10 protein-coding genes are annotated in these 16,466 nt (G+C 69.6%); 6 read left to right on the top strand and 4 right to left on the bottom strand.

Going from position 1 to position 16,466, the window contains the following annotated elements:
* Nucleotides 1-23 precede the first annotated feature (23 nt).
* Nucleotides 24-635, bottom strand: a complete 612-nt coding sequence (gene folE, locus AC5P60_RS09760) for a GTP cyclohydrolase I FolE (protein WP_483693547.1) — start codon at nucleotides 633-635, stop codon at nucleotides 24-26.
* Between the two features lie 681 nt (nucleotides 636-1,316).
* Between folE and AC5P60_RS09755 the strand changes: the two genes are divergently transcribed.
* The 6 genes from AC5P60_RS09755 (at nucleotide 1,317) to AC5P60_RS09730 (ending at nucleotide 6,974) form a co-directional block, all read left to right on the top strand.
* Complete coding sequence (locus tag AC5P60_RS09755; RefSeq protein WP_012481667.1) at nucleotides 1,317-1,772, top strand: MarR family winged helix-turn-helix transcriptional regulator; 456 nt, start codon at nucleotides 1,317-1,319, stop codon at nucleotides 1,770-1,772.
* 109 nt (nucleotides 1,773-1,881) lie between these two features.
* A complete protein-coding gene (locus AC5P60_RS09750; protein ID WP_005411696.1) occupies nucleotides 1,882-2,091 on the top strand; it encodes a DUF1656 domain-containing protein in 210 nt (69 codons plus the stop codon).
* Nucleotides 2,088-3,005, top strand: coding sequence for an efflux RND transporter periplasmic adaptor subunit (locus AC5P60_RS09745; RefSeq protein ID WP_483693548.1), 918 nt, complete (start codon nucleotides 2,088-2,090; stop codon nucleotides 3,003-3,005). The genes AC5P60_RS09750 and AC5P60_RS09745 overlap by 4 nt, the downstream gene beginning before the upstream one ends.
* Complete coding sequence (locus tag AC5P60_RS09740) at nucleotides 3,002-4,471, top strand: efflux transporter outer membrane subunit (protein ID WP_049460860.1); 1,470 nt, start codon at nucleotides 3,002-3,004, stop codon at nucleotides 4,469-4,471. The genes AC5P60_RS09745 and AC5P60_RS09740 overlap by 4 nt, the downstream gene beginning before the upstream one ends.
* A gap of 3 nt (nucleotides 4,472-4,474) precedes the next feature.
* On the top strand, nucleotides 4,475-6,514 hold the full coding sequence (locus AC5P60_RS09735) for an FUSC family protein (RefSeq protein ID WP_033834572.1): 2,040 nt from the start codon (nucleotides 4,475-4,477) through the stop codon (nucleotides 6,512-6,514).
* Nucleotides 6,515-6,575: 61 nt separating this feature from the next.
* Nucleotides 6,576-6,974 (top strand): hypothetical protein, encoded by a 399-nt coding sequence (locus tag AC5P60_RS09730; RefSeq protein ID WP_033834573.1) that lies wholly within the window; start codon nucleotides 6,576-6,578, stop codon nucleotides 6,972-6,974.
* A gap of 469 nt (nucleotides 6,975-7,443) precedes the next feature.
* Here AC5P60_RS09730 and recD read toward each other — a convergent pair whose 3' ends face one another.
* Genes recD through recC form a run of 3 tightly spaced genes read right to left on the bottom strand, consistent with a single transcriptional unit; the run spans nucleotide 7,444 to nucleotide 16,345 of the window.
* Nucleotides 7,444-9,324 carry an exodeoxyribonuclease V subunit alpha gene (gene recD, locus AC5P60_RS09725; RefSeq protein WP_033833544.1) on the bottom strand — a complete coding sequence of 627 codons (1,881 nt, stop codon included), beginning with the start codon at nucleotides 9,322-9,324 and terminating at the stop codon, nucleotides 7,444-7,446.
* Nucleotides 9,321-13,001 carry an exodeoxyribonuclease V subunit beta gene (recB, locus tag AC5P60_RS09720; protein ID WP_495201733.1) on the bottom strand — a complete coding sequence of 1,227 codons (3,681 nt, stop codon included), beginning with the start codon at nucleotides 12,999-13,001 and terminating at the stop codon, nucleotides 9,321-9,323. The genes recD and recB overlap by 4 nt, the downstream gene beginning before the upstream one ends.
* Nucleotides 12,998-16,345, bottom strand: coding sequence for an exodeoxyribonuclease V subunit gamma (gene recC, locus AC5P60_RS09715; RefSeq protein WP_164208918.1), 3,348 nt, complete (start codon nucleotides 16,343-16,345; stop codon nucleotides 12,998-13,000). The genes recB and recC overlap by 4 nt, the downstream gene beginning before the upstream one ends.
* Nucleotides 16,346-16,466: the final 121 nt, after the last annotated feature.

The following is a 16,466-nucleotide window of genomic DNA, read 5'->3' as shown; positions in this document are numbered from 1 at the left end:
CCGGCGTGGTGCGGGCAAGCGGCTCAGCGCTTGCCGCCCACTTCGATGAAGCGCAGGAACTCGGCGCGGGTGCGCGCGTCGTCGCGGAAGCTGCCCAGCATCTTGGAGGTGACCATGCTGACGCCGCGCTTGTGGATGCCGCGGGTGGTCATGCACTCGTGGGCGCCTTCGACGACCACGCCGACGCCGATCGGCTGCAGCACATCCTGGACACACTGGGCGATCTGCGCGGTCATCTTCTCCTGCACCTGGAAACGGCGGGCGTAGGCTTCGACGACACGGGCCAGCTTGCTGATGCCCACCACCTTGCCGGCCGGCAGGTAGCCGACGTGCACGCGGCCGATGATCGGGGCCATGTGGTGCTCGCAGTGGCTTTCGTACTCGATGTCGCGCAGGACGATCAGCTCGTCGTAGCCGGCCACTTCCTCGAAGGTCCGCTCCATGTAGGCGCGCGGGTCGTCGCGGTAACCGCTGAACCAGTCGCCATAGGCTTCGGCGACACGGCGGGGGGTATCCAGCAGGCCTTCACGGGACGGGTCCTCACCGGCCCAGCGCAGCAGGGTGCGCACGGCATCCTCGGCCTGGTCCTGGGTCACGTCGCCCTGCGGGGCGGCCTTTTCGTTGTTCTTGCTCATTGCGTACAGCGTCCCGAACGGGGGGCGAGCATCGTACCCGACCGGGGGGTGGGTCGTCCTGTTGGTCGGGTTCATCGGGGGTCTGGCGGCGCCTGCCTGTTACGGGTCTGGATGGGGAAGGGCGGCAGGGCAGGACACGCCGTAAACCCATCCATGGGGGCTCGGTCGGCGCATCCATGCGCCTCACGGTCCTGCCCTGCCGCCCTTCCCCATCCCTGACAGTTTCCCGCGGGCGCGGCCGGACCGCCCGAAAGCGGGGGCAAAAGCGGGGGTTCATGGCTTCGGAAGCGGCGCGCCGCTGCTGTGGTGTTTTGTGCTTTGGTGGGTGCGGACCGTTGGTCCGCACTGCTTCTGCGCTTGCTTCTAAGAGCCAACCCACCGCGCTCGCGGGGGATGGGAAGGCAGCGGGGGCCGGGCGGGGCAGGACCGTCCGCGGCATGGATGCCGCGGCCGAGCCCCCAAGGGTGAGGGCGCTTGCGAGGCATGCCTCGCAAGCGCCCGAACGCACAGCCGCCAGCGGCTGGGCCGGACCCCGGAGGGGGGTTCACGGCGTGTCCTGCACCGTCCGGCGCCCGCTGCCCCACCCGACACCAGGCAGGCGCAACGCTTTCCTCACTACACCCACCCATTCAGAAAAACCTATTGATAGGAATGAAATTAGTAGTATCCTATCTATCTCTTATGGACCGACCCCTCGACGAGCGCACGGTGCTGCAGATGCAGCTCAGCTCCGGCCTGCTGTACGCAGGGCGGCAGTGGCAGCGCCTGGCCGACAGCCGGCTCGGCAGCTACGGCATCTCCACCGCCTGCACCATGCCGCTGCTGATGATCGGCCGCTCCGGCGGTGGCATCCGTCAGGTGGCGCTGGCCCAGCAGCTGGGCATGGAAGGGCCTTCGCTGGTACGCCTGCTGGACAAGTTGTGCGCCAGCGACCTGGTCCGCCGCGAGAGCGACGCCAGCGACCGCCGCGCCAACCTGCTGTGGCTGACCGACGCGGGCCACGCGCTGGTCAGCGAGCTGGAAGACCAGTTGATCGGCCTGCGCCAGGACGTGTTCGGCGAGCTTTCCATGGATGAACTGCACGCCGTGCTGAAGGCATGGCGCCTGCTGGCCGAGGCCGCCGACCGCATCACGTAAGACCGCTGCCCCTGAACACCGCCGCTGCCGTGCACACGCCAGCGGCTTTTGCCCGTTGCCGTTGTTTCGTTGTTCCTCCCCTCCCCCCACCTCGCCCCCGCCCCTACCGATGCCCGGTGAATTCAGTCTCCACGGAGTGTTCGTCCCGACCCTGCTCGGGTTGATGTTGTTGGCCTACCTGGTCAACAGCGGCCTGCATGCGCTGCTGCAGCGTGCCGGTGCCTATCGCCATATATGGCACCCGCCACTGTTCAACCTGGCGCTGTACGGGATCGTGCTTGGCCTGCTGTTCCACCTCCTGCGTTGGATGCAATCGTGAACAAGATCGTGAAGAAGACCCTGCCAGTGCTGCTCACCAGCGCAGCCGTGATCGTCGCCCTGCTGGTGCTGCGCCAGCTGTGGGTCTACTACATGGATGAGCCGTGGACCCGCGATGCGCATGTCGGTGCCGACGTGGTGCAGGTGGCGCCGGACGTGTCCGGACTGGTGGAAACGGTGCAGATAGCCGACAACCAGGCGGTGAAGAAGGGCGACCTGCTGTTCGTGGTCGATCGCGCCCGCTACCGCATCGCGCTGGAGCAGGCCCGCGCCAACCTGGCCGAGCGCCAGGCATCGGTGGCGCAGCTGCGCCGCGAGATCGGCCGTGACCGCAGCCTGCAGGACCTGGTCGCCGCCGAGGACGCCGAAGTGCGCCGCGCCAAGCTGCAGGCCGCACAGGCGGCGCTGGCCACCGCACAGGCGGCGGTCGACCTGGCCGAGCTCAACCTGGGCCGCACCGAGGTGCGCGCGCCGGCCGATGGCCGGGTCAACGACCGCACCCTGCGCGTGGGCGACTACGTGGTGGCCGGCAAGCCGGTGCTGGCACTGCTGGATACCGGCTCGTTCCGCGTCGATGGCTATTTCGAGGAAACCCGCCTGCGCGGCGTAGCTCCGGGGCAGAGCGTGGACATCCGCCTGATGGGCGAATCTGCCCCGCTGCGCGGCCATGTCGAGAGCATCGCCGCCGGCATCGAGGACCGCTACCGCAGCAACGGCAGCACCCTGCTGCCGAACGTGACCCCGGCCTTCGACTGGGTGCGGCTGGCGCAGCGTATTCCGGTGCGCATCGCCATCGACGAAGTACCCCAGGGCGTGGAACTGATCGCCGGTCGCACCGCCACGGTGACCGTGGACACCGGCCGCCATCCGCACAACGACAAGGCCGGCACCGCGCCGACACAGGCGGGCCTGTGAACGCCGCCCTGCCCCGTCTCGGTCTGATCGTTGCGCTGGCCAGCTTGGCGGCCTGCAGGACCGTCGGCCCGGATTACGCCCTGCCGGAAGGGTCGGCCTTCAAGCGCCCGGAGGCCAATGCAGCCTTCATCGATACGCAGAACCCGCAGGTGGCCGCCAACCAGGCGCTGCCCGACCGCTGGTGGTCGCTGTACAACGACCCGGTGCTGGACGGCCTGATCACCCAGGCGCTGCGTGACAACGTGGAACTGAAGGCCGCCGATGCACACCTGCGTCGTGCGGCGGCGGTGTACGAACAGGCGCTGGACGCCGGTGGCTTCGAGTACGAGGCCGAGGCCGGCGTCAGCCGCGCGCAGCTGTCGGCCGAATCGTTCCTGCAGGAGCACGAGCTGCCGGTGATCAACCTGGCCGATGGCAAGTTCGCGGTCAGCTACCAGTTCGACCTGTTCGGCAAGCTCAAGCGCGGCGCCGAGGCAGCGCGTGCCGACGAGCAGTCGGTTGCTGCGGCGCGCGACCTGGCCCAGGTCAGCGTGGTCGCGCAGGTCGCCGACAGCTACCTGGAAATCTGCCACGCCAACCACGAACTGCACGTGGCCGAGCACTCGCTGCAGCTGCAGCAGCGCAGCCGCACGGTCACCGAGCGCCTGATCGCGGCCGGCCGCGGCACGCCGCCGGAACTGGCCCGCGCCAATGCGCAGGTGGCACTGCTGGAGGCGGCACTGCCGCCGCTACGCGCGCAGCGTTCGGCGGCCGCCTATTCGCTGGCCGCGCTGCTTGGGAAAACCCCGGGCCAGCTGCCAGCCGGCGTGATCGACTGTGCGCACGCCCCCGGCCTGGCGCAGCCGCTGCCGGTCGGTGATGGCCGGGCGCTGCTGCAGCGCCGCCCGGACGTGCGCCAGGCCGAGCGCAAGCTGGCCTCGGCCACGGCGCGGATTGGGGTCGCCACCGCCGAGCTGTACCCGGACATCCGCCTGGGTGCCTCGGTGGGTGCCGCCGGCCTGCTGGAAGACTTCGGCACGCCGATGACCCAGCAGTGGTCGATCGGCCCGCTGATCTCGTGGACGCTGCCGTCCTCCGGCACGCACGCACGCATCCACGCCGCCGAGGCGGGTGCCGATGCCGCGCTGGCCGAGTTCGACCACACCGTGCTGCAGGCGCTGCGCGAGACCCAGACCGCGCTGGACCGCTATGCGCAGGACCTGCGCCGGCTGCAATCGCTGCGCATCGCGCAGGAGCAGGCCGCACTGGCCGCCGAGCAGAACCGCCGGCTGTACCAGGGTGGCCGCACGCCGTACCTGTCCAGCCTGGATGCCGACCGCAGCCTGGCCACCAGCGACGCCACCCTGGCCGCCGCCGAAGCGCAGGTCTCGCGCGACCAGATCCATCTGTTCCTGGTGCTGGGTGGCGGCTGGCAGGCATCGGTTGCCCCGCCCGCGCCGTCCACCGCACAGGCCTCGGCGAAGTAAGCCATGAACGCGCTGACCGATCGCCAGGCCTGGCTGTTCTCGATCAAGACCTACCTGGCCGCGGTGGCCGCGCTGTACATCGCCATGGCCGGCAACCTGTCGCGCCCGTACTGGGCGATGGGCACGGTGTACATCGTCAGCCAGCCGCTGCTGGGCCCAACCCGCGCCAAGGGCGTGTACCGCATCGTTGGCACCCTGGTGGCCGGCCTGGCCACCCTGCTGGTGCTGCCGGCGCTGGTGGAAACGCCGCTGGTGCTGAGCGCGGCGATGTCGATCTGGCTGGCCGGCTGCCTGTTCATGGCCCTGCTCAACCGCGGCCCGCGCGGTTACGCGTTCCTGCTGGCCGGCTACACCACCGCCTTCATCGGCTTCCCGGCAGTAACCTCGCCGGAGACCATCTTCGACACCGTGGTGGCGCGCAGCGAGGAGATCATCCTCGGCACCGTGGTGGCAGTGCTGTTTGCTTCGCTGCTGTTCCCGGCCTCGGTACGCCCGATGCTGCGCGCCCGCATCGGCAACTGGATGGAGGACGCGGCGCAGTGGTGCCGGCAGATCCTCGAACGCGGCCGCGCGCACGCGCCGCGCAACCGGCTCGCCGCCGACCTGGTGCAGTTCGAGGCGCTGATCGAGTTCCTGCGCCGCGACGACCCGCGCCATGCCGGTTCGGCAGTGTCGATGGAGCGGCTGCGCGAGCGCATGCTGCTGCTGTTGCCGGTGCTGTCCTCGATTGCCGACCGCCTGAGTGCGCTGCGCAGCGACGGCCAGGCCCTGCCGGAAGGCCTGCCGGCGCTGGTCGACGACATCCATGACTGGCTGGACGGGCCCACCAACGCCAGCGAGTACGCGCGCCTGCGCGCGCGCATCAGTGCATTGAAGCCGCAGGTGGACCGCGACCTGCAGCACCTGCAGCTGGCCAGCCTACTGCTGCGCCTGGAGGAACTGGTGGACCTGTGGCAGGACTGCCGCACCCTGCAGCACGCGATCGACCAGGGCACTGCGCCGCTGGACCGTGCGCACTACCGCATCCGCACCGAACGCGTGGCCGCCGACAAGCACGTCGACTATGGCATGGCGCTGTTCTCCGCGCTCAGTGCCGGCGCGGCGCTGATGAGCTACTGCGTGCTGTGGATCGCGCTGGGGTGGGAAGGCGGCGGCAACGGCGCGATGATGGCCGCGGTGACCGCCGCATTTTTCGCCGCGCAGGACGATCCGGCACCGAGCATGGTGTCGTTCCTGGTGTGGGCGATGGTCGCCTCGGTGGTGGCCGGCGTGTACCTGTTCGGCGTGTTCCCGGCCGTGCACGACTTCGGCCTGCTGGCGCTGGTGCTGGCGGTGGCGTTCCTGCCGCTGGGGCTGATGCTGCACCACCCCAAGAGCGCGCTGTTCGCGCTGCCGCTGACGGTCAACCTGGCCGCGCTGCTGAGCCTGCAGAACACCTACAGCGCCAACATCCAGACCTTCCTCAACTCGTCCATCGCGATGTTCATCGGCATTGGCTTTGCGGTGGTGATGACCCGCCTGTTCCGTTCGGTGGGCGCCGAGTGGACCGCGCGCCGGCTGGTGCGGCAGGGCTGGACCACGCTGGCCGAAGCCGCCGAAGGTCGTGGCCAGCAGGACCGCCAGCGCTTCGCCGCGCGCATGCTTGACCTGCTCGGCCTGCTCGCGCCGCGCCTGGCGGCGACGCCGGAAGGCAGCGACATCGCCTCGGTGGACATGCTCAATGAAGCACGCATCGGCCTGAACATCCTGCAGCTGCGCCGCGCCCGGCTGGAACTGCCCGAGCGCAGCCGCGAGGCGGTCGAGCACATTCTGGAAGAGGTCGCCGTGCACTACCGGCGGCAGATCGCCGCGCGCAAGCCGATTGTGGCGGCCGACGCGTTGCGCGAGCGGCTGGATACTTCGCTGGGCCGGGTCGGTAGCGTGGCCGCCTGCAAGGCCCGCGATGAAGCCCTGATGGGCCTGATCGGCCTGCGCTTCGCGCTGTTCCCGGAGGCGAAGGCGCTGGCGCCGGGGTGGGCGGACGCCGACGCTGCATCAGCCTGATAATGATCGGTGGCGCCGGGCAATGCCCGGCAGCCTTTCGCCACGGCAGCAGGATGGTTCAATGAGTTACGACATGATGGTGTTCGAGGCCAGCGCCGCGCCACGTGAGGCGGCGGCCTTCATCGCCTGGTTCGAGAAGCAGACGCAGTGGAACGAACGCCACGAGTACGACGACCCGGCAGTCAGCAGCCCGGCGCTGCAGGCGTGGTTCGCGGAGATGGCGCAGGACTTCCCGCCGATGAACGGCCCATTGAGCAACGACGATGACGACCGTGCTGAGGTGACCGAGTACAGCATCGGCCGCGAGGTGATCTACGGCGCGTTTGCCTATTCGGTGGCCGAGCGCGCGCACGGCCGCGTGCAGGACCTGGCCGAGAAGCACGGCGTGGGCTTCTTCGATGTGAGTGCGGATGAAGCGGCGATCGTGTTCCCGGATGGGCTGGTGCTGATCGCGGAATGACGGGGGCGGCAGGGCTGCGCCCTGCACCTGCCGAATCAACGGCAACGGCAACGTCAAATGCGTGCTATCCGTGGGTAGGCGGGGTGGGTCCGGTTGAGGGGGACGCCGTCAACCCATCCATGGGGGCTTGGTCGCGGCTTGCTCGTGTGCGCTGTCCTGCGCACACGGCAAGACCGGGGTTGGGCGTCCTGCCCAACCCGCCCGAGGCATGCCTCGGGCCCATGCGGCTCACACCCCCTCAACCGGACCCATCCCGCCTTCGACAGTTTCCTGCGATCTGTCGGCACGGCGTTCTGCTCTGGTGGGTGTCGACCTTGGTCGATACGGTAGATCCACGGCATGCGTGGATGAACGTCGGAATGATCGAAGTACGCTGTTGTAAAGTCGAGCCATGCTCGACTGCTTCTGCCTGGCGATCAGGTGAAGGGGTCAGAGCCCGTTCCCGATGGGAACGGGATCCGACCCCCGTTCAGAACAAGGTGCCCTGTACTGTGGGCTGTTCGATGCGCGCGGGTTGTTCGGCCACCGCTTCCGCACCCAGCCGCCAGGCCAGGCCACCCAATCGGCTGGCGTGGCGTTTCAATGCGGCCTGCAGCACCTCTGCGCTGCCCGCCACATGCAGCACTTGGCGGGCGCGGGTCAGGCCGGTGTAGACCAGTTCGCGCGACAGCACGCGGCTGTCCTGGCGCGGCAGCTGCAGCCACACTTCATCGAACTCCGAGCCCTGCGCCTTGTGCACGGTCATCGCGAAGGCGCTTTCGTGCGCGGGCAGTGCGGCCGGGTGGAAGGCGCGCGGCTGCTCGACCGTGTCGCCGGGGAACCAGGCCACCATCGCGCCACTGCCATCGCGCAGGCAGATGCCGATATCGCCGTTGAACAGGCGGTGCCGGTAGCTGTTCTCGGTCACCAGCAGCAGGCGACCCTGGAAGTAGCCCGGGGTGTTGCCAGCCAGCAGCTGTTCGATGCGGCTGTTGAGCCCGCGCGCACCCTGCGGGCCTTCGCGCAGCGCGGTCAGCACGCGCAGTCGCCCGGCCTGCTGCAGGGCAAGCACCGGATCGGCGGCGTCGGCCAACGCACGCCAATGGCCCAGCAGGTGCTCGCGCTGGCCACGCAATGGATCGGCCTCGCCTTCGTGGAAATGCACTCCTGCCAGCGACCCACCGCGCAGCAGCTGCAATGCGGTGCCGCTGTCGCCTTCGCGCACGGCATGCGCCAGCGGTGCCAGGTCCAGCGCATCGCTTTGCCGGAAACCACGTTGCAGCTGCACGCGGCGGCCGGCGAAGGCGCGCGGCGTGGCCCGCGGCTGCAACGTGGCCGGTGCCAACAGACCCTGCAGTGCCTGCGCATCATCGGCGCGGGTGCCGATGCCATCACCGCTGGCGCGCAGGATCGCGCTGAGCACATCACCGGCTTCGACCGAGGGCAACTGATCGGGGTCGCCAAGCAGGATCAGGCGGGTGCCGCTGGCGATCGCGTCGACCAGCTTGGCCATCATCGGCAGATCGATCATCGAGGCTTCGTCGACCACCACCACGTCCACCGGCAGCGGGTTGTCGGCGTGGTGGCGGAAGCGCGGCGAATCCGGGATCACGCCGAGCAGGCGATGCAGGGTGGTGCCGGTACTGGGCAATGCCGCGCATAGCGCCGGGTCCACGCCGTTCTCCTGCAGGCGCTGCACGGCCAGACGCAGGCTCTCGGCCATGCGCTCGGCGGCGCGTCCGGTAGGCGCGGCCAGCGCCACTTCGGGCAGCGGCTGGCCGGCATGCCGCGCCTGCGCCGCCAGCAGCAGCAACAGGCGCGCGATGGTGGTGGTCTTGCCGGTGCCGGGGCCGCCAGTCACCAGCGCCAGCGGATGGCGCAGGGTCACGCCGGCGGCACGGGCCTGGTGATCTTCGCTGCCCAGTGCCTGCGGGAACAGCTGCGCGAACAACGGTGCCAGCGCGGCCATGTCCGGTGCCGGCAGCGGATGCCGGCCGATGCGCTGCAGCCCGGCGGCCAACTGCCGTTCGTACTCGCGGTAGCGGCGCAGGTAGAGCAGGCCGTTCTCCAGCACCAGCGGCGCATCCTCGGCGATGGCGTCGGCCTGCTCGGGTATAGCCACCCAAGGCGATGCGCGCAGTTGTGCCAGCCAGTCCTGCGAGGCGGGCCACTCGGGCACCCCTTCCAGCAGGCGCTGCGGCTGCGCCGGATCGAAGCCGGCGTGGCCCTGCGCCACCGCCAGCGAGGCCAGCGCCGCCGCCAGCGCCACGCTCTCCGGCGTGTCGCCGCGCAGCCGCATCAGGCTGGTCGCCAACGCGTGGTCGAGGGTGCGCAGCAGGCCCTTCTGGTGCAGTTCCTTCAGCAGGCTCATGCGCCGGCCCCACGGGCACGTGCGGCCAGTTCGGCCTGGGCCTGTTCGCCACCGGCGAACAACGCATCCAGTGCATCCACCAGCGCCAGCGGGAAACGGTCCACATGCACGCCGTTGTCGGTGCCATCGAGGCCGCGGCAGAACAGGTAGCGGATGCCGCCCATGTCACGCTCGTAGTCGTAGGCCGCGCCCAGGCGGAAGCGCAGCCAGCGATGCAGGGCCACGGTATAGATCAGCGCCTGCAGGTCGTACTCGCTGTGGCGCATGGCGATGGCCAGCAGGTCCTGGCTGTAGCCGGGCAGACGATTGGATTTGTAGTCGAGCACGTACCAGCGCCCGTCGCGCACGTAGGTCAGGTCGATCATGCCGGTCATCAGCCCTTCCAGGCGGCGGCGCTGGCCGAAGCCCCGACGACCACTGGAAACACCGTGGGCATGCAGCACCTGCAGCAGCGCCGGCACCGTGGTCGGCTCGATGGCGAAATGGAAGTCGATTTCCGCGCGCCGCTCGCCTTCGCCCAGGCTGTAAAGGGCGCCGCCCTCGGGCAGCGGCACGGTGAGCGTGTGGCCGACCAGCGGCACCAGCACGGCCACGCCATCGTCCAGGTCGACGTCGGCATAGCCTTCGTCATGCAGCGCCTTGCGTAGCACCTCGGCCTGTCCGTCGGGCGCTTCCCGGCCCGGCTGCCAGTCACCCCAGGCAGCGAAGTCGACGTTCTCCATCGCCTCGTGCAGCACGTTGCCGAAGCGGCTGCCCATGAAGCGCGGGTCGATCGGCGCGCTGTCTTCGACGACGGCGGTGGGTTCGGGCAGCGCCGGTTCCAGCGGCAGTTCCGGGCCGGCCGGTTCATCGGCGGCCGGTGCCGGCAGCTCGGTGGCGGCGGCTTCAATATCACTGCCAGCGCCCGCATCGGCATGCGCCAGCTGGGTGAAGCTGTAGACCCACCAGTCATGCGGCACGCGCCGGGTCAGTGCACGTACCGCCGGCAGGTCACCTTCCACTTCGGCCGCCAGCTGCGGCAGCGCGGCCGGTGCCTCGCTGTCATCAATATGCACATCGGCATGCGCGCGCAGCGCCTGCAGGTCACCCAGCAGTGGCGCCAGACGCGTCCTGCCGAGCCCGGCCAGATCACCCACGGCGATCCACAGCGCATGCTCGGCGCGGGTCAGTCCTACATAGAGCAGGCGCGCATCCTCGGCACGCTGCTCGCGCTCACGCTGCGCGTTGGCCGCTTCCCAGGCCTCGTCCTTGTCCAGCTTCCAGTGCAGCTGGCGCTGGCCCCCAAAGTGCACGGTGCAGTGCGAGGCGGTGTTCGGCGCGCCGCCGTCGATGCCGACGAAGGGCAGGAACACCAGCGGATACTCCAGGCCCTTGCTCTTGTGCAGGGTGATGATCTGCACGCGGCGCGCATCCGACTCCAGGCGCAGGAGCTGCTGCTCGTCATCCTGGTCGGCACTGGCCATCTGCCCCTGCAGCCAGTCCAGCAGGCCATGCATGCCCAGCGCCTGCGCCGAGGCCTCCTGCAGCAGTTCACCCAGCTGCAGGTAATTGGTCAGGCGGCGCTCGCCATCGATCAGCGCCAGCAGGCGTTCACCCTGTGCGGCACAGACATCGGCAATCACTGCGAACGGTCCGCCGCGCTGCCAGCGCTCGCGCCAATGCAGCAGCTGTGCCTGGAACCCGCGTTGCAGGTCACCTTCGCGTTCCATTGCTGCGATCGCGCTGGCCCGCTGGCCAAGCAGCACGGTGGCCAGCGCTGCACGCAGGCGGCCTTCGTCGGCCGGTTGCAGCAGTGCCAGCAGCAGCGCACGAAGGTCGCGGGCTTCAGCAGTGGCGAACAGGCTCTGCTTGCCGGCCGCCACCGCGGGAATGCCGACCGCGGCCAGCGCACGCTGTACCAGGGTGGCCTCGCGATGCGAGCGCACCAGCACCGCGATATCACCGGGCTGCACCGGTCGCCCACGCAACACGGCATTGCCCGCGCGCGCATCGACCAGGATCTGGTGAATCGCGGCGACGCAGGCCTGGGTCGCCGCATCGCGCGAGGCATCGGCGCTCATCGCCTTGTCACCGCTACTGCGCAGCACGCGCAGGGTGAGTGCCTTGGCGGCCTGGCCGGCGCGCAGGTAGTCCGCATCGCTGCGCACGCCACCGGGCCGCACCGGCTCGAACCGGATGTCGCGTTCGAGGAAGGCGTCTTCGCCACCGTTGTCGTACAGCGCCTGCAACGCGCGCAACACAGACGGTCGCGAGCGGAAGTTCTGGTCCAGCACCGGCGCCTGCTGCGCCACCTGCTTGGCCTTCAGGTAGGTGTGGATGTCGCCACCGCGGAAACCGTAGATCGCCTGCTTGGGGTCGCCGATCAGGAACAGCGCCGGCGTCAGGCCGAGTTCGCGCACCTCCGGCAAATCGCCGAACACGGTGTGGAAGATGCCCCACTGGCGATCGTCGGTGTCCTGGAACTCATCGACCAGCGCGATGCGGTACTGCGCACGCAGTTGCCTGACCAGCGTCAGCCGCTGCGGGCCTTCCAGGGCGAGCGCTACGCCATCAATCAGATCGTCGTAGGTCTGTACCCGGCGCGTACGCTTCAGCGCCTGCAGGCGCTGCGTGGCTTCGGCGCGAAGCGTGTGCAGGAAATCCAGCGCGGTGCCACGCAGCCAGGCATCGCGTTCGGCCAGCAGCGCAACATAGCGCGCCAACGGCGCCTGCAATGGCGACGACGGCGTGCGATCAGGGAATTTCTTGTTGGTCTTGTCGGACAGCACCTCCGGCAGCAGTGCCGGCAGGCGATCGCTGGCCAGCAGCTCGCGCGGGTCGGCGCGCTCGGCCCAGGCCAGCAGCTGCCGGCCCAGCGGGTGCAGCCAGCCCAGCTTGTATGACACGCCGTTGAGCCACTTGTTGTCGACGGCATCGCAGAGGTCGATGAAGAACTGCTCGCCATGCTCGCGCACGCTTGCGGACAGGGCTTCCGCCGCGCTCTGCAATGCCGGGCGTGGATCGGCCAGCGCCGCCGGCCGCGGCAGCGGATGCAGCGGCGGCGTGCCCAGCAGCGCGCGCAGATCGGCGGCCAGCGCGTCGGGGCTCGACCACAGCCAGGTCAGCGGCTCCAGCGTGGCCGGGTCGTTGGCATGCACGCGCCACAGATCGGCCGCGAGCTCCTCCAGCAGTTCACGGTCGCTGGCCAGCAGTTCCGGCGGATCAAAGGTGTGGCCGCTTTCCAGCGCATGCTCGCGCAGCACGCGGGTACAGAAACCATGAATGGTGAAGATGGACGCCAGGTCGATCTCGTCTGCGGCCACCTGCAGGCGGCGTTTCAGTGCGGCGGCGCTCTCGGTGCCGCCCCGCAGATGGCGCTGCAGTACGTCACGCGTCAATCGTACCTCCGGTGCTTCACCGTCGGCCGCTTCCAGGTCGACCAGGCGCGCGGCCAGCGCCAGCCGCTCGCGGATGCGCTTGCGCAGTTCCTGGGTGGCGGCATCGGTGAAGGTCACCGCCAGGATCTGGCCGATGCGCAGGCCCTGCTCCACCACCAGGCGGGTGAACAACGTGGCCAGGGTGAAGGTCTTGCCGGTGCCGGCGCTGGCTTCGATCAGCCGGATGCCCTCCAGCGGCAGCGCCAGATAGGGATCGCGGCTGGGGGATTCGAGGCCGTCTTCGGCGATGGCGGTGTTCATGCGTTGCCCTCCTGGCGTGCTTCGGTGCCGAGAGCGCGGCCTTCGCGCACCGCGCTGAAGACCAGCTGGCTGTTGCGCAGCAGGTCAGCGTAGCCGGCATCGGTAGCGAACGGGTCGGCACCCCGCAGCAGCAGCTGCCAGGCGTCGCTGCTGGATTCACCCCAGCTGCGGTCGCTGCCGTGCCACTGCTTCCAGCCTTCGCTGCGCTGCTTTTCTGCTGGCGCGTTGTACAGCACCCAGCCGGTGTACGGGGCAAAGCGCAGCGGCTCGCGCAGGCCACGCTGGCGCAGCTGCAGCAGCGCACGCAGCGCCGCACGTGCAGCGGGAACGCTCAGTGTCGGCAGTACATGCGGGCCGGGACCGGCGTCGCCGCCGTCATGGAACTGCACAAGCGGCAGCGCGTCGCCCGCCGCGTTCGCCAGCAGCCAGTCCAGGCCGTGGCGGATCACTGCATTGCCATTGAGCGTGCCGGCACGCAGGCGCACCAGCCCTTCGGGATGCCGATCGGCCACGCGGCCATGCAGGCGCACGCCATCGATGTCCACTTCGTAGCGACGGCTTTCCAGTGGTTCGCCCTGCATCCAGCCCAGCAGCGCACTGGCATATGGGCGTGTTTTCAACTGCTCCACCTCGAACTGACGCTCGCCCAATGGACCCGACGGCAGCAGGCCACGCGCGCGCAGGCGTGGGTACAACGGCTCGGTATCGCCGCTGAGCGTGGCGCGCACTACCGCCGCCTGCACGCTGCGCTTTTCCGGCCCGCGCGAGGACAGCACCAGCGGTTCCAGGTCATCCACCTCCTCGACCTCGTCGGCCAGGCGCAGGCCCAGCGACTGAGCGAGGAATTGTCCGGCCGGGTCGCACAGGAAGCGGCGCAGAGTATCGAGCGCGACCTCCCCCTCCACCGCGTCGTCGAGCGGCGGCGGCAACGGTGCATCGAACCACGGCTGCAGGCCGCCGCGCTGGCCGGTGAGGCGACCGGCGGCCGGATGCCACTGGCGGCGATAGCTGAAGCGACGCGGATCGCCATCGCCAAACGCCGCCGGTGAGAACGGCTGCAGGGCGTGGCGCACGGTGAAGTCGCGGACCGCCGCAGGCGGATCGAGGTGATACGCGGCGGCGGCATCGATCAGTTCACTGACCAGCACCGACGGCTCGCGCACGCTGCCATCGCGCGGATCGGCGCCGAGATAGCTGAGATAGAACACCTCCTGCGCGGCGGCGAACAGCTGCAGGAACAGGAAGCGGTCATCCTCGCGGGTGGAGCGGTCGCCCGGACGGCGGCGCGGCGTATCCAGCTCGGCGGTGAGCTGGTTGAGACCGGCAGCGGGGTCACGGCGCGGGAAATCGCCATCATTGAGGCCGAGCACGCAGATCACCCGGAACGGCAGCAGGCGCATCGGCACCATGCGGCCGAAACTGATGCCACCGGTCAGCAGCGGTGCGCGCGTATCGGCCTCGCCCAGCGCGCCGGCGAAGTGCGCGCGCACCACCTCCGGCGGCACGCCTTCCTCGAAGCCGGCCTTGGCGGCATCTTCGGCGAACTGGTTGAGCAGCTTGCGCAGGCGCTCCAGCGCGCGCTGGCTGTTGGGGGAACTGGGCGCGGTGGGCAGCAGTGCATCCAGCAGCGACAGCAGGCGTTGCCGCCACTGCGCCGGGGTCAGCAGCTCGCCCAGTCGGCGCTGGTAGATGGCCAGCACGCGCAGCAGGCGCAGCAGCCGGTCCAGCGCGTCCAGCGCACCGCCTTCCAGTTCGATCCACGGCGCCACGCCGGCCAGGTCGGCCTCGCTGCCGGCGGCGTGGCCGAGTACCAGGCGATCCAGCGCGAACTGCCAGGTGTAGGCGTCGTCGGCCGGTGCCTGGTGCTGGTTGCGGTGTTTCGCATCGAGGCCCCAGCGTGCACCGGCCTGTTGCAGCCAGCCATGCAGGCGGTCGAAGTCCACCGCTTCCAGCCCGGCCGCCTCGGCCAGCGGCGCGCTGGCCAGCAGGTCCAGCACTTCGTTCAAGCCAAAGCGCGAGACCGGCAGGCCCAGCAGGTGCACGAACACATCGGCCAACGGCTCGCCGGCCAGCGGACTGCTGTCGGCCAGCGCATACGGAATGTGTTCCTCCTCGCCGCCGCGACCGCCGAACACCGCTTCCAGGTACGGCACATAGGGATCGATGTCCGGCGCCAGCACCGCGATCTCGCGCGCCTGCAGCGGCGGGTCGAAGCGCGGGTCCTGCAGCAGGCTGCGCAGCTGGTCGTGCAGCACCTGCAGCTCGCGCAGGCGGGTATGGCAGGCATGCACCTGCAGGCTGGGGTCGTCGCTGCGCAGGCCGTCGCGCAGCTCGCCCGAGGGCAGCGCGCGGCGGTGGAACAGGTCACGCTGCAGGCGATGCAGCAGGCTGTCGGACAGGCCGCCTTCGTCCAGGGTCGGGCGGGTGTCCTCCTCCGGATCGGAATAGGCAGCGATTTCGCCGGCCGGATGCACCACCTCGTAACTGCCCAGCACCGCCATGAAGTCGCGCCCGGCCGCACCCCAGGCTTCCAGCAGGCGGTTCTCGCCGGCCGCTTCGCCGAAGGGGTCCGGTGCGCCGCTGCGCAGGCGTTCGGCCAGCGTCTGCAGGTCGCCCCAGTACGACTGCACCGGGGTAGGCATATAGAAATGCAGCTCGCCCACCCGCGCCTGGGTGGCCATCACCCGCAGCACGTCGGGCGAGATGTTGAGCGTTGCGAACGCAGACATGCGCGGTGGCAAGCCCTTCGGCAGCGGTTGGCCGGCCCCTTCGAAACGGTCCAGGTATTCCTGGATGCGGCGCGCGCGGTAGTCGTGGCCCTGGGTGATGGTGCGCCACAGGATCGCCTGCGGGTCGGCAGGATCGGCACCGGCTGCCCAGCGCAGCAGCCAGTCACGGCGCCACGCCTGGTACTTCTCGAATACCGAGGCCAGCTCGCCGGCCAGCGCCCAGGGTTTCAATGCGTCACCGCCGGCAAGATAGGACTGCAGCGCACGCATCGGTGGCTGCGCCAGCAATGTCGGGTCGCGCAGGGCCTGGTACAGCTTCCAATGCAGGCCGGCCGCGTCCAGATCGTCCTGCTCGCCGCTGACGTTGGCCTTCAGCGCGCGGGCCACGAACTCGCCCGGGGTGAGGAATTCGAGGTTGGCGGCGACACCGAATTCGGCGGCCAGTGTCGCTTGCAGCCAGCGGCGCATCGCCACCTGCGGGATCAACACCACTTCCGGCGCCAGCAACGGCTGGCCTGGCACCGGCGCACGCACGTTGCGCGCCAGCAGCGCGGCCAGCACGTCCAGCGAGTTGGAATGGTAGAGGCGGAAATCGCTGCCTGGGTCACTCATCATGCACAGTGTGCAGGACGGCAGGCAGTATTCAATGGTCGGCCCATCGACGGTACGGATTGTTCCGGGCTGCCGGCCGATTGTCCCGGCCTGCGCCACGCCCTGCCGTGCAACAATACTGGAC

Source organism: Stenotrophomonas sp. YJH_SMC_120 (assembly GCF_059368675.1).
The sequence above is the reverse complement of the archived record's forward strand: the minus strand, read 5'-3'. Positions and strand labels throughout refer to the sequence as shown.

What these genes read in the sequence shown, in the direction of transcription:
- AC5P60_RS09755 (WP_012481667.1), top strand. Translation starts at nt 1,317, where the DNA reads ATGGACCGACCCCTCGACGAGCGCACGGTGCTGCAGATGCAGCTCAGC.
- AC5P60_RS09730 (WP_033834573.1), top strand. Translation starts at nt 6,576, where the DNA reads ATGAGTTACGACATGATGGTGTTCGAGGCCAGCGCCGCGCCACGTGAG.
- recC (WP_164208918.1), bottom strand. Translation starts at nt 16,345, where the DNA reads ATGATGAGTGACCCAGGCAGCGATTTCCGCCTCTACCATTCCAACTCG.
- folE (WP_483693547.1), bottom strand. Translation starts at nt 635, where the DNA reads ATGAGCAAGAACAACGAAAAGGCCGCCCCGCAGGGCGACGTGACCCAG.
- recB (WP_495201733.1), bottom strand. Translation starts at nt 13,001, where the DNA reads ATGAACACCGCCATCGCCGAAGACGGCCTCGAATCCCCCAGCCGCGAT.
- recD (WP_033833544.1), bottom strand. Translation starts at nt 9,324, where the DNA reads ATGAGCCTGCTGAAGGAACTGCACCAGAAGGGCCTGCTGCGCACCCTC.
- AC5P60_RS09750 (WP_005411696.1), top strand. Translation starts at nt 1,882, where the DNA reads ATGCCCGGTGAATTCAGTCTCCACGGAGTGTTCGTCCCGACCCTGCTC.
- AC5P60_RS09735 (WP_033834572.1), top strand. Translation starts at nt 4,475, where the DNA reads ATGAACGCGCTGACCGATCGCCAGGCCTGGCTGTTCTCGATCAAGACC.